Genomic DNA, 13,336 nt, shown 5'->3' on the forward strand with positions numbered 1-13,336 from the left:
GGGGCGGGCGTCTGCCGCTACAGTTGCCGCATCGGCCCCTGACGGCCCATCCTTCCAGGCCCATCACCGCATGACCGAGGCGCTCCAAGCCCAGAATGAACAGCTCCGCCGTCGCCTGGAATCCCTGCTCCAGCAAGCGCGCAGCAATGAGGAAAAGCTGCGGCGCTTCGAGCGCCTGGAGCATGCCCTCATCGGCGCGGGCTCGCTGCCGGACCTGCTGCGCGTGATCCTGCAGGACTACCGCGAGAGCTTCGAGCTAGATGCCGTGGGCCTGTGCCTGCTGGACGCCGGTGGCGACCTCCGGCGCTGCCTGGACGAAGCCGGCGTGGACCTGTCGGCCGCGCTGCCGGGGCTGCAGCTGCTGGGCACGGCGTCAGAGCAGCCCTTGATGCTGCGGCTGGGGCCTCGTCCCCTGCTGGGACCGTTCCAGTCCTGGCGCCATGCGGCTCTGTTCGATGCCGGGCGCACGGCGGGCCTGGCGTCCTGCGCCCTGCTGCCCCTGGTGCGCCAGGGCCAGCTGATCGGCAGCCTCCAGTTCGCAAGCCGCGATGCGGCACGCTACGAGGCCGACGCCGGCACCGAATTCCTGGAGCGACTGGCGGCCGTCGTCGCGATCTGCCTGGACAACGTGCTCAACCAGGAGCGCCTGCGCCAGGCCGGCATCACTGACGCCCTGACCGGGCTGCACAACCGGCGCTACTTCGAGCAGCGCTGCCCCATCGAGGTCGGCGAGGCGCAGCGCCATGGCCACGGGCTGGCCTGTCTCTTCTTGGACGTGGACCACTTCAAGCGCATCAACGACAGCCACGGCCATCCGGTGGGCGACGAAGTGCTGCGCCAGGTGGGCCAGCGCATACGCCAGCAGCTGCGTGCGGGCGACACCATGGCTCGCTATGGCGGCGAGGAGTTCGTCGTGCTGCTGCCCCGCTGTCCTGACGAACATGCCCTGGAGACCGCCGAGCGCATCCGCCGCGCCCTGTGCGAGACCTGCGTGGAACTGCCGGACGGCGCACGCCTGCCGGTGACGCTGTCCGCAGGCCTGGCCCTGCTGTCCCAGCTGCTGTCCAGCTCCCAGCTGCCCGTGCTGGCCAGCGGCCTGGTGGCGGCGGCCGATGCGGCGCTGTACGCCGCCAAGGCGCAGGGTCGCAATCGCATCGTGATGGCGGGGCAGGGCACGCCGCGGACCTTCAGTCCAGGCGGCTGACCGCCGGGTCCTGCGGCGGGGCCGTCCCGCCCTGGCCCTGCGACCGCGAGGGCGTGGTTCGCGCCGGCAGCAGGCGATGCCCCAGCCAGGCGCCCATGACGATGGCCAGGCTGTTCTGCAGCCCCCAGAAGGGCGGCATGCGGGCCGAGGTCAGCAGGGTGAAGGGCGACCACACCTTGGTGGCATCCAGCTGGGCCAGGGTGAAGAAGCCCGCAGTGAAGGTGAACACCATGGCCAGCCCCATGCCGATGCAGTACCAGCGCCAGCTGCTGCGCCGGCTGCGCTGTCGGGAACGCAGGCTGATGTAGGTCCAGGCCACCGCCAGCAGCAGGGAGGGCAGGGCCAGGCACAGCAGTCGTACCGTGACGGCCAGGCCGTCCGCCCGCCCGATCAGCAGCCAGTTCAGCGGGGTTGAGGTCGCGGCCACGGCCGCAGCGAGTCCACCTACGTAGAGGGCGAATCCGGAGAGAAAGGCCAGGGGCCGGCGGTGGCTCTGCATTCGTTGAACTGCTGCGATGCGTCAGCCGCGGAACGCGACCAGCACCATGCTAGCGCCGCGCCTGCGCCGTGAAGGGTTGCCCTTCGGCCGTGTCGCGGCATTAGTTTGCACTTTGGCGAGCACCGCCCAGACGATCGGCCAGACGGCGGGCGAGCCGGACGGCCGGCGGCATTTCATCAATCCTTGACCCTGTAGCGACTCCAGGCCTTCCAATGCCAGGCATCGACCTCAGTTCCTGCCAGAGCCGATGTGCGGCTGGAGGCTCGACCGAGCGTCTGTCCGTGGAGACCCTGGCCATCACTGCCCATAATGACCGCCTGATGAAGCACCTGATCGCCGTTCTCGTTGCGCTGCTGCTGCCACTGCAGCTGTCCTGGGCCGTGGCAGCGAGCTATTGCCAGCACGAGACCACCGTGCAGGAGGCCCGGCATTTCGGCCACCACGCCCATGTCCATCAGGCTGGACAGCCCGAGCACCAGCCTGCGGGCGCCAGGCTGGTGGCTGACCTGGACTGCAGCTTCTGTCATGCGGCGGCCGCTGCGGCCCTGCCGGAGCTGGCGGCCATGCCCGCGGCTTCGCTGCCCTCGGGCGCGCCCCTGTCGATGGGGGGCAGTCGGCTGAAGTCACCGCCGGGCGGAACCCCGGACCGGCCTCAGTGGCCCCGTCTCGCCTAGCCGGCGAGACGTTCGAACGCCTCCTTGTTCCGTCTCGCCGAATCCACAGGTTTCAACCGATGAGATTCGATGAGAGCATTTGTAGGGCCGCTCGGGCTGGCGGCCGCATTCCTCAGCCCTGTGCCATCGCTGGCACAAAACTCCCTCACCCTTGATCAGGCGCTTGAGCAGGCCGCCACGCGAAGCCCGTTGATCGCGGCGGCGGTCAGGGAAGTCGATGCCGCTCGCGGAGCATCCCTCCAGGCCGGCCTCTGGCGCAACCCGGAACTCAGCGCCACCGTGGAAGACCTGCGCCGCGACAGCCGGACCACGACGATCACGCTGGACATCCCCCTGGAGCTGGGCGGCAAGCGCTCCGCACGGGTTGGCGCGGCCGAGCGCACCCTGGGCCTGGCTCTGGCCGAGCTCAGCAAGGTGCGGGCCGACGTCCGTGCCGATGTCATCCAGGCCTTCTTCGGCGCTCTGCTCGCCCAGGAGCGCGTCCAACTGGCCCAGGGCTCGGCCGACATCGCAGGGCGCGCCGCGGACGCCGTGGCCCTGCGCGTCGCCGCGGGCAAGGTGTCTCCGCTCGAGGCGAGCCGAGCGCACGTGGACCGTGCCAATGCGCAGCTGGAGCTGGCGGAGTCCAGGGCCGGGCTGCAGACGGCCCGCGCCGCGCTGGCCGCCGTCCTTGGGGACGCCGCGCCCGCTTTCGAGGGCGTGCAGGGCGATCTCGCCGTCCTGCCCCATCGTCCCGCCCTGGACGAGCTGCTGGCTCGGCTCGATGCCTCGCCGGCCCTGCTCGCGGGCCGCCTGGAGGCTGAGCGCCGCCGGGCGCTGGTCGATGTCGAGCGCAGCCGGGCCGTGCCGGACCTGGTGCTGAACCTGGGGTCCCGGCGCGATGCGGCGGCGGGGCGCACCCAGGCCATCGTTGGCTTCACCCTGCCCCTGCCGGTCTTCGATCGCAATCAGGGTGCCGTCGTGGAGGCCTCCCGCCGCGCCGAGAAGGCGGACGACGAGCTGCAGGCCCTGCGTCTGCGTCTGCTGACCGAGCTGCAGGACGCTTCGCAACGGCTGGCCCAGGCCAGGCACTCGCTCGCCATCCTGCAGGAGGCCGTGCTCCCCTCGGCCCGGCAGGCCCATGAGGCGGCCAGCAAAGGCTTCGATGCCGGCAAGTTCGGCTTCCTGGACGTCGTGGACGCCCAGCGCACCCTGCTGCTGGCACGTGCCCGCTACCTGAACACGCTGGCCGCCGCCCATCAGGCCGTGGCGGCCATTGACCGCATCACCGGTCGTTGATCGACCGTACAGACAAGGCATCAAGACATGGACATCACGAAGAAGCAGGGCCTCGCCATGATGGCGATCGTCTGCGCCGGTTTGCTCGCTGGCACCGCCGTCCTGTGGGGCGGCCGGACGAATGCGCCATTGGCAGCGCAAGGCGACAGCCATGGCCACGCCGACGAGGGCGCCAAGAAAGGCAATGACAAGGGCGACGCGCACGAGGGGGAGGAAGGCGGCCGCGAGGACGTGCGCCTGATCCGCTTGAGCGCGGAGCAGCGACAGCGTGCAGGCATCGGCGTCGTGGACGCCGCGGCGGCGGTCATCCAGGCCGCCAGCGACTTCAACGGCGAGGTCCGCTTCAACGAGGACCGCACCGCTCACGTCGTGCCGAGGGTGGCGGGCGTGTCGGAGTCGGTGACGGCCGGGCTGGGGCAGCAGGTGCGTGCCGGCGAGTTGCTGGCTGTGATCGCCAGCAGCTCGCTGTCCGAGCAGCGCAGCGAGCTGCTGACGGCCCGGCGGCGCCAGGAGGCCGCGCAGGCCACGTATGAGCGAGAGAAGCGGCTCTGGCAGGAGAAGGTCTCTGCCGAGCAGGACTACCAGCAGGCGCAGACGGCGCTGCGCGAAGCCGACATTGCCGTCGACAACGCCCGGCAGAAGCTCTCGGCCATCGGCGCCTCGGGGGCCTCAAGTTCGGGCAGCGGGCTGAGTCGCTTCGAGGTCCGGGCGCCGTTCGAAGGCACCATCGTCGAGAAGCACCTGTCTCGCGGCGAGGCGGTGCGCGAGGACACGAGCATCTTCACGGTCTCCGACCTCCGCTCCGTCTGGGCGGAGTTTGCCGTGGCACCGCAGGATCTGGCCGTGGTGCGGGTGGGCCAGCAGGTCATCGTGTCCTCCTCCGCCTTCGAGGAGAAGGTGCAGGGCACCATCTCCTACGTTGGCTCGCTGCTGGGCGAGCAGACGCGCACCGCGCGCGCCCGTGTCACCCTGGCCAATCCGCAGGGCGCCTGGCGCCCCGGGCTCTTCGTGACGGTCAGCGTGCTGGGGGCGCCGCAGCAGGTGGCCGTGGCCGTTCCCATCGATGCCGTCCATCGCGTCGAGGAGCGGAACGTGGTCTTCAAGGTGGTGAGCGAGGGCTTCCAGGCTGTGGAGGTCAGGACCGGCCGTGCCGATGGCCGCTCCGTGGAGATCCTGCAGGGGCTGCTGGCCGGTGACCAGGTCGCGACGCGCAACGCCTTCATCCTGAAATCGGAGCTGGGCAAGGCCAGTGCCGAGCACGCGCACTGAAGGAGGCGGCATGTTTGAACGCATCATCCGCTTCTGCATCGAGCAGCGCTGGCTCGTCATGCTCGCCGTGCTGGGCATGGCCGGGCTGGGCGTCTTCAGCTACACGCGCCTGCCCGTCGATGCCGTCGCCGACATCTCCAACATCCAGGTGGTGGTCAACACGCAGGCTCCCGGCTATTCGCCGCTGGAGACCGAGCAGCGTGTGAGCTATCCCATCGAGACGCTGATGTCCGGCCTGCCCGGCCTGGAGCAGACCCGTTCGCTGTCACGCTACGGCCTGTCTCAGGTGACGGTCATCTTCAAGGACGGCACGGACCTGCACTTCGCACGCCAGCTCGTGAACCAACGCATGCAGGAGGCGCGCGACCGCCTGCCGGCGGGCGTGACGCCATCGATGGGTCCGATCTCCACCGGCCTGGGCGAGATCTATCTCTGGACCGTGGAGGCTGCGCCCGATGCGCGCAAGGCGGATGGCTCGCCCTACACGCCGACCGACCTGCGCGAGATCCAAGACTGGGTCGTCAAGCCGCAGCTGCGCAACGTCGCCGGGGTCGCCGAGATCAACAGCATCGGCGGATTCGAGAAGCAGTACGTCGTCGCGCCCGACCTCGAGCGCCTCGCCGCGCATGGCCTGAGCCTGGCTGACGTGGTCAAGGCGCTGGAGATGAACAACGCCAGCCAGGGTGCCGGCTACATCGAGCGCAAGGGTGAGCAGTATCTGGTGCGCGCGCCGGGGCAGGTGCGGTCCGTCGATGACATCCGCGACGTCATCATCGGCACGGCGCAGGGGCAGGCGATCCGCGTGCGTGACATCGGCGAGGTCGCGCTCGGCCGCGAGCTGCGGACCGGCGCTGCGACTGAGAACGGTCAGGAGGTCGTGCTCGGTACCGTCTTCATGCTGATGGGTGAGAACAGCCGCCAGGTCTCGCGCGCGGTGGACCGGCAGATGGAGGCCATCAACAAGACCCTGCCCGCCGGGGTGAAGGCTGTGACGGTCTACGACCGCACGACACTGGTCGACAAGGCCGTGCGCACCGTGCAGAAGAACCTGATCGAGGGCGCGGCCCTGGTGGTGGCGGTGCTCTTTCTCTTCCTGGGAAACATTCGTGCGGCGCTCATCACCGCCATGGTCATTCCGCTGGCCATGCTCTTCACCTTCTCAGGCATGGTCAAGGCAGGGATCAGTGCCAACCTGATGAGCCTGGGGGCGCTGGACTTCGGCATCATCGTTGATGGCGCCGTGGTGATCGTCGAGAACTGCATGCGCCGGCTGGCACATGCCCAGGCGCACAAGGGCCGCACCCTGACCCGCGGCGAGCGCCTGCATGAGGTGTTTGCGGCGGCCCGCGAGTCACGCCGGCCCTTGCTCTACGGCCAGCTCATCATCATGGTGGTCTACGTTCCGATCCTGGCGCTCACCGGCGTCGAGGGCAAGATGTTCCATCCGATGGCCTTCACGGTGCTGCTGGCACTGCTGGGGGCGCTGCTGCTCTCGGTGACCTTCGTGCCCGCAGCCGTGGCCCTCTTCATGGGAGATCGGGTGGCAGAACAGGAGAACGCGCTGATGCAGTGGGCCGGGCGTCGCTACCAGCCGCTGCTGGCCCGCTCGCTGGCCCATGCGCCGGTGGTGCTGACGATGGCCGCCGTCCTCGTGGCCTTCTGCGGCGCGGTGGCGACGCGCCTGGGCTCCGAGTTCGTGCCCAATCTGAACGAGGGGGACCTCGCCCTCCAGGCCTTGCGCATTCCCGGCACCAGCCTGACGCAATCGGTCGAGATGCAGCGCCAGCTCGAGACGCAGCTCAAGGCCCGCTTCCCCGAGATCGAGCGCATCTTCGCCCGTACCGGCACGGCGGAAATCGCCGCCGACCCCATGCCGCCCAACATCTCCGACGGCTACATCATGCTCAAGCCCCAGGACGAATGGCCCGAGCCGCGCAGGACGCGCGAGGAACTGCTGGCGGCCATCCGCGAGGAGGCCGGCAAGGTGCCGGGCAGCAGCTACGAGTTCTCCCAACCCATCCAGCTGCGCTTCAACGAGCTCATCTCCGGCGTGCGCTCGGATGTGGCCGTCAAGGTCTTCGGGGACGATCAGCAGGTGCTCGGCGACACCGCCGGCCGTATCGCCCAGCTCCTGCAGGCGGTGCCGGGCGCGACCGAGGTGAAGGTCGAGCAGACCACCGGCCTGCCCATGCTGACGGTGAATGTCGACCGGACCAGGACCTCTCGCTACGGCCTGAGCCTGGGCGAAGTCCAGGACGCGGTGGCCACGGCCATCGGCGGCCGCGAGGCCGGCACCGTCTTCCAGGGCGACCGCCGCTTCGGCCTGCTCGTTCGCCTGCCCGACGCCCAGCGCGAGAACCTGGAGGCCCTGCGTCGCCTGCCGGTGCCGCTGCCTAGGGGAAGGGGCGAGGAGCGGACGAGCTATGTGCCGCTTGCAGAGCTGGCCACACTGGACCTTGCGCCTGGCCCCAACCAGGTTTCGCGCGAGAACGGCAAGCGCCGCGTCGTGGTCAGTGCCAACGTGAGGGGGCGCGATCTTGGTTCCTTCGTGGAGGAGGCTCAGGCGCTTATCGAGCAGAAGATCAAGATCCCGGCAGGCTACTGGACGCGCTGGGGCGGCACCTTCGAGCAGCTCCAGTCGGCCACCCGGCGCCTGCAGCTGGTGGTGCCGCTGTCCCTGCTGATGGTCTTCGTGCTGCTCTTCGCCATGTTCGGCAAGGTCAGGGACGGCCTGCTCGTGTTCACTGGCATCCCCTTTGCGTTGACTGGTGGCGTGCTGGCGCTGTGGATGCGCGGCATCCCGCTGTCCATCTCCGCGGCAGTCGGCTTCATCGCGCTCTCTGGGGTGGCGGTTCTCAACGGGCTGGTGATGCTGAGCTTTATCCGCTCGCTGCGGGAGGAGGGGCGCAGCCTCGATGAGGCCGTCCGCGAGGGCGCGCTGACGCGGCTGCGCCCGGTGCTGATGACGGCGCTGGTGGCCTCACTGGGCTTTGTTCCCATGGCCTTGGCAACGGGGACGGGGGCGGAGGTGCAGCGCCCGCTGGCGACGGTGGTCATCGGCGGGATCCTTTCGTCCACCGCCTTGACCCTGCTGGTGCTGCCCATCCTGTATCGCTGGGCCCATGGCAAGGACGACGGCCTTGAAACCGCTGAGGCGGTCCCGAAGGGGGGCGAGCGCCTGTCGCCCTCCGCTTTGCTGAGCGGGTCCACGCTCCGCTAGGCCGGCCCTTGCTCCTTCGGGGCGCCGTGCCGTTTGCTGCTTGGCGGGCGGCGCGACTGGCGCTGCTCAGTGGTGGCAGGGCTCTTGCTGGGAGAGGGGCTCGGGCGGGTGCGTGGGCTGGGGCCAGGGCCGGACAAGGCCGTGCGCCGCGCCAATGTCTGGCGGAGACGGTGAGATTCGAACTCACGGAGGGGATAAGCCCTCGGCGGTTTTCAAGACCGCTGCCTTAAACCACTCGGCCACGTCTCCCGCGGGAGAGGGCGCATTCTAACCCTGGCCACAGCGGCCTCGCCGCAGCCTGGCCTCAGCCCGGTTTCTGTGCCTGGGGGCAGCGCACCTGGATGATGTCGCTGAGCTGGCCCTGGGCGTCGAGCAGGGCCGCGCTCAGCGAGCCGCCCCAGACGCAGCCGGTGTCCAGCGCCAGCAGGTCGTGCCGCTGCTGAAGGCCCAGGGTGGACCAGTGGCCGAAGGCGATGGGCTGGCCCGCACTGCGGCGGCCGGGCACCTCGAACCAGGGCATGAAGCCGGGCGGCGCCTCGCCGGCGCCGTCCTTGCTCTTGAACTCCAGCTGACCCTCGGCCGAGCAGAAGCGGATGCGTGTGAGCACGTTGACGATGAAGCGCAGCCGGGCCGTGCCTTGGAGGCCCTCATCCCAGCGGTCCGGCTCGTTGCCATACATCTCGTGGAGGAAATCGGCGAACTCCGGGCCGCGCAGCAGGGACTCGACCTCGGCGGCCAGCGAGAGGGTCTGCGCGCGGTCCCACTGCGGCACCACGCCGGCATGCACCAGCAGCCAGCCCTGCACCTCGGCGGCCATGCGTTGCTGGCGCAGCCAGTCCAGCAGGGCCTCGCGGTCGGGGGCGTCGAGGATGTCGCGCAGGGTGTCGCTCTTGCCGGGCTTGCGAGCGCCGTGCGCGGTGGCCAGCAGGTGCAGGTCATGATTGCCCAGCAGGCATTGCGCGGCCTCGCCCATGGATTGCAGGCGCCGCAGGGTGCGCAGTGAGGCGGGACCGCGGTTGACGAGGTCGCCCAGGCAGTGGATGCGGTCGCGCGAAGGCGAGAAGTCCAGGGTCTGCAAAAGGCGCTCCAGCGCGTCGCAGCAGCCCTGCAGGTCACCGATCAGGTAGTTCATCACCGGGATTGTGCGGTCGGAATCGCCACGGGCTTCTGCTACGCTTGCGCGCTTCGACTGGTTTTATCGCGCCCGGCCAGGGTTTTCCCTGAATGCCCCTGCCACCTGGCGCTCTCCATGGATACCGCCTTACTTCTCTTTCTGCTGCTGCTCAACGGATTCTTCGCGATGTCTGAAATGGCCCTGTCGGCCAGTCGCAAGGCGCGGTTGCAGGTGTTGGTGGAGTCGGGCGAGTCTGGGGCGCAGGCTGCCATGGACCTGCATGACGACCCCACCAAGTTCCTCTCGACGGTCCAGATCGGCATCACGTCCATCGGCGTGCTCAACGGCATCGTCGGCGATGCGGCCTTCTCCGCGCCCCTGGCCGCCTGGCTGAAGACGGTCACGCCCCTGCATGACCGCGCGGTGGAGATCACCGCCACCGCGCTGGTGGTGCTGATCATCACCGTGGTGACCATCATCTTTGGGGAGCTGGTGCCCAAGCGCCTGGGGCAGATCTATCCGGAGACCGTGGCCCGCATGGTGGCGCCGCCTATGGAGTTCCTCTCGCTGGTGGCGCGCCCGCTGGTGCGTTTCCTGAGCTTCTGCACCGAGGCCACGCTGGGCCTGATGGGCTTGCGCGGCAAGGCGCAGCGCAGCGTGACCGAGGAGGAGATCGCCGCCAGCCTGGAGGAAGGCCGGGATGCCGGGGTCATCGAGGAGCAAGAGCACCAGATGGTGCGCAATGTCTTCCGCCTCGACGAGCGCCAGATCGGCTCCATGATGATCCCCCGCGCCGAGATCGCCTGGCTGGATGTCGAGGACACGCCCGAGGCCGTGCTCAAGATGCTGCAGGCCCATGGCTACAGCCGCTATCCGGTCTGCCGCGGCGGCCTGGACGACGTGCTGGGCATCGCCACCGCGCAGGGCCTGCTGGCCCGCGTGCTTGCGGGGCAAGACCTGGCCCTCGGCGAGGATCTGGAGCCGTCGGTCTTCGTGCCGGAGACCCTGTCGGGCATGGAGCTGCTGGAGCACTTCCGGGCATCCAATGCGCCCCTGGTCTTCGTGGTCGATGAATACGGTGAAGTGCAGGGCGTGATCTCTGTGCGTGATGTCTTGGAAGCGATCGCCGGCGAGTTCAATGCGCCCGGTGATGGTGACGCCTGGGCGGTGCAGCGCGAGGACGGGAGCTGGCTGATGGATGGCCTGATCCCCGTGCCCGAGTTCAAGGACCGCCTGGGCCTGAAGGAACTGCCCGAAGAGGATCGTGGGCGCTACAACACCCTGGCCGGCATGGTGATGCTGCTGCTGGGGCGCTTGCCGCGCACGGCCGATGTGGTGGAGTGGAACGCCTGGAGATTCGAGGTCGTGGACCTCGATGGCAAGCGTGTGGACAAAGTGCTGGTCAGCCGACTGGCGGAAGACGGAGAGAAAGAATGAGCACCCCCCCGATGTTTGGCAGCGTGGTTCCCCTGGACCGCGAGGCCCACAAGAAGCTGCACCTGCGCACGGACCTGTCCACGGTGGACAAGGTCAAGGAACTGAACTCGATGTTCCTGACGACGGTCGAGTTCTCCGAAGCCTGCAAGGAGTTCCCCATCGTCTTCGTGCGCGCTGGCGAAGCCCCCAAGGACGGCGGCAAGCAGGCCGTGGCACCTCTGGCCGTGCTGGGCCTGAAGCCCGGCCATAACCTCTTCGTCGAGGACGGCCGGTGGACGGCCAATTACGCCCCGGCCTATGTGCGCCGCTATCCCTTCATGATGGCCCACATCGATGACCAGGGGAACATGGCCCTGTGCATCGACGACCAGTGGGCGGGCTTCTCCGAGACCGAGGGTCAGGCCCTGTTCGCCGCCAACGGCGAGGCGACCGAGTTCCTGGTCAATGCCAAGAATTTCGTCGAAAGCTACGAGCGCGAGACCGAGCGCACCCGCGCCGCCTGCCATGAGCTGGTTGAGCTGGGCATCCTGCAGGACATGCGCTTCGAGTCAACCAACGAGGCCGGCAATAAGGTTGACGTCGATGGGTTCATGACTGTGGACGAGAAGAAGCTGGCTGAGCTGGACGACGCCACCGTCGTGCGCCTGCACCGCAATGGTCTGCTGGCCTTGCTGGAGATGCACCGGCTGTCCCTGGGCAATATGGCCCGCCTGGCGCAGCTGCAACTGGCCCGCAAGGACTGAAACAGCGTCTGACCGCCGCGAGGCGGTCGGGGTGCCGCAAGGGGCAGGGTGACCTGCCCCTTTTTCATGGGTGAAGGGCAGGTACGCCGCTTTCCGCTGCCCACGTGCGGGCCTGCGCAGGCTTGTTGCATTCGTCGGGCTTGTACCGAGGCTGCTGTCACAAGCCGCTGTCAGAATCCAGCGTCCCTTTTCGTTGGGGGTTGACTGGCACATGAACAACATCCTGAGCCGCCGCGGATTTGTCGCGGGTTCCCTGCCCTTGAGCGCCGCGCTGACGGCTGCCCTGGGCCCAGCCGAGGCATCGCCGGCACCCAAGGCCGCCGCCCAATCGCCAGGACTCAATGCCCCCTGGGACCAGATGGACGTGCGCGAGCTGCAGGCCGCCCTGCGCGAAGGCAGGCTCAGCTGCGAGCGCCTGACCCGCCACTACCTGCACCGCATCGAGATGCTGGATCGCCGCGGCCCGCAGCTGCGCTCGGTGATCGAGCTCAATCCCGACGCCCTGTCACAGGCCCGCCAGCTCGATGCCGACCGGCACAAGGCCGAGCGCGGCCCGCTGTACGGCATCCCCGTGCTGATCAAGGACAACATCGCCACCGCCGACCGCATGGCGACCACGGCGGGGTCGATGGCCCTGGCCGGCCTGCATGCCAAGCGGGACGCCTTCATCGTCAAGCGCCTGCGCGAGGCGGGCGCCGTGATCCTGGGCAAGACCAATCTCAGCGAGTGGGCCAACATCCGCTCCAGCCGTTCCACCAGCGGCTGGAGCAGCCGCGGCGGCCAGACGCGGCATCCCTACTTGCTCAACCGCAATCCCAGCGGCTCCAGTTCCGGCTCCGCAGTGGCCATGGCCGCCGGCCTCTGCGCCCTGGCCGTGGGCACCGAGACCGACGGCTCCATCACCTCGCCCGCCAGCATCTGCGGCGTCGTGGGCCTCAAGCCCACCCTGGGCCTGCTGAGCCGGGACGGCATCATCCCCATTGCCGCATCCCAGGACACCGCCGGCCCCATGACGCGCTCGGTGCGCGACGCGGCCCTGCTGCTGCAGTGCATGGCCGGCCGCGACAGCCGCGATGCCGCCACGCAAGACCTGCCCCCGGGCGCGGCCCTGGATTTTGAAGGTGCTCTGCGCAAGGACGCGCTGAAGGGCGCGCGCATTGGCGTCATCCGTGCCGCCATGCCACCCCAGCCCCAGGTCATGGCCCTGTTCGAGCAGGCCCTGGAGGTGCTGCGCCAGCAGGGCGCGGTGCTGGTCGATAAGCTGGAGATCCCCAACCAGGCCAAGTACGCCGAGACCGAGCTGACTGTGCTGATGCACGAGCTCAAGGCCGGCCTGCGCGACTACCTGGCTGAATTCCAGCCGGATGCCCCGGTCGGGAATCTCGGCGAGCTGATCGCCTGGAACCGTCAGCACGCCGGCACGGTCATGCCGTTCTTCGACCAGGAGCTCTTCGAGCAGGCCGAGGCCACCGAGGGCCTGGAGGCCACCGTCTACCGCGAGGCCCTGGCCACCAACCGCCGCTACGCGCGCGCCGAGGGCCTGGATGCGCTCTTTGCCGAGCACCAGCTCGACGCTGTGGTGGCGCCCACTGGCAATGTGGCCTGGCTTACCGATCCGGTGCTGGGCGACCACTTCACCGCGGGCGGCTTCACCACGCCGTTCGCGGTGGCGGGCTATCCCCACATCACCGTGCCCATGGGCATGGTCGCGCGCTTGCCGGCGGCCCTGTCCTTCGGTGGCCTGGCCTGGCAGGACGCCAAGTTGCTGGCCCTGGCCCATGCCTATGAGCAGGCCAGCCGGCGGCGGGTGCTGCCGGCCTTTCTGAAGGAATGAAGGCTCGTAGCACGAGCGCATGGACACAGGGCCAGGCCTTGCCGGGGTCAGGCCTTGCGAGGGT

Annotated in this window: 10 protein-coding genes and 1 tRNA gene; 8 read left to right on the forward strand and 3 right to left on the reverse strand. The window is 68.9% G+C overall.

What is annotated here, in order from left to right; genetic code table 11:
• Positions 1-70 precede the first annotated feature (70 nt).
• The gene (locus tag H5407_RS03910) at positions 71-1,204 is read left to right on the forward strand and encodes a DUF484 family protein (RefSeq protein WP_183103112.1); all 1,134 of its coding nucleotides are present in this window, start codon (positions 71-73) and stop codon (positions 1,202-1,204) included.
• Here H5407_RS03910 and H5407_RS03915 read toward each other — a convergent pair.
• Complete coding sequence (locus H5407_RS03915) at positions 1,188-1,703, reverse strand: hypothetical protein (protein WP_183103113.1); 516 nt, start codon at positions 1,701-1,703, stop codon at positions 1,188-1,190. The genes H5407_RS03910 and H5407_RS03915 overlap by 17 nt on opposite strands.
• A gap of 320 nt (positions 1,704-2,023) precedes the next feature.
• Between H5407_RS03915 and czcI the strand changes: the two genes are divergently transcribed.
• The 4 genes from czcI to H5407_RS03935 all read left to right on the forward strand — a co-directional run bounded on the left by czcI (position 2,024) and on the right by H5407_RS03935 (position 8,144).
• Positions 2,024-2,377, forward strand: a complete 354-nt coding sequence (gene czcI, locus H5407_RS03920; protein WP_183103114.1) for a cation efflux protein, CzcI family — start codon at positions 2,024-2,026, stop codon at positions 2,375-2,377.
• A 69-nt stretch (positions 2,378-2,446) separates the two neighbouring features.
• On the forward strand, positions 2,447-3,655 hold the full coding sequence (locus H5407_RS03925) for a TolC family protein (protein WP_183103115.1): 1,209 nt from the start codon (positions 2,447-2,449) through the stop codon (positions 3,653-3,655).
• A gap of 27 nt (positions 3,656-3,682) precedes the next feature.
• On the forward strand, positions 3,683-4,924 hold the full coding sequence (locus tag H5407_RS03930) for an efflux RND transporter periplasmic adaptor subunit (RefSeq protein ID WP_183103116.1): 1,242 nt from the start codon (positions 3,683-3,685) through the stop codon (positions 4,922-4,924).
• 10 nt (positions 4,925-4,934) lie between these two features.
• The gene (locus tag H5407_RS03935; protein WP_183103117.1) at positions 4,935-8,144 is read left to right on the forward strand and encodes a CusA/CzcA family heavy metal efflux RND transporter; all 3,210 of its coding nucleotides are present in this window, start codon (positions 4,935-4,937) and stop codon (positions 8,142-8,144) included.
• Positions 8,145-8,303: 159 nt separating this feature from the next.
• Here the strand turns inward: H5407_RS03935 and H5407_RS03940 are convergent.
• Positions 8,304-8,393, reverse strand: a tRNA-Ser gene (locus H5407_RS03940).
• A 55-nt stretch (positions 8,394-8,448) separates the two neighbouring features.
• On the reverse strand, positions 8,449-9,276 hold the full coding sequence (locus tag H5407_RS03945; protein ID WP_183103118.1) for a symmetrical bis(5'-nucleosyl)-tetraphosphatase: 828 nt from the start codon (positions 9,274-9,276) through the stop codon (positions 8,449-8,451).
• Between the two features lie 117 nt (positions 9,277-9,393).
• Here H5407_RS03945 and H5407_RS03950 point away from each other — a divergent pair, with 117 nt between their 5' ends.
• The 3 genes from H5407_RS03950 (at position 9,394) to H5407_RS03960 (ending at position 13,272) form a co-directional block, all read left to right on the forward strand.
• Entirely contained in the window at positions 9,394-10,695 is a 1,302-nt protein-coding gene (locus tag H5407_RS03950) for a hemolysin family protein (RefSeq protein WP_183103119.1), read from the forward strand.
• The gene (locus H5407_RS03955) at positions 10,692-11,438 is read left to right on the forward strand and encodes a SapC family protein (RefSeq protein ID WP_183103120.1); all 747 of its coding nucleotides are present in this window, start codon (positions 10,692-10,694) and stop codon (positions 11,436-11,438) included. The genes H5407_RS03950 and H5407_RS03955 overlap by 4 nt, the downstream gene beginning before the upstream one ends.
• 211 nt (positions 11,439-11,649) lie before the next feature.
• Positions 11,650-13,272 (forward strand): amidase, encoded by a 1,623-nt coding sequence (locus H5407_RS03960; RefSeq protein WP_183103121.1) that lies wholly within the window; start codon positions 11,650-11,652, stop codon positions 13,270-13,272.
• Positions 13,273-13,336 lie beyond the last annotated feature (64 nt).

This window comes from Mitsuaria sp. WAJ17 (assembly GCF_014174515.1).
GTDB lineage: Bacteria > Pseudomonadota > Gammaproteobacteria > Burkholderiales > Burkholderiaceae_C > Roseateles_B.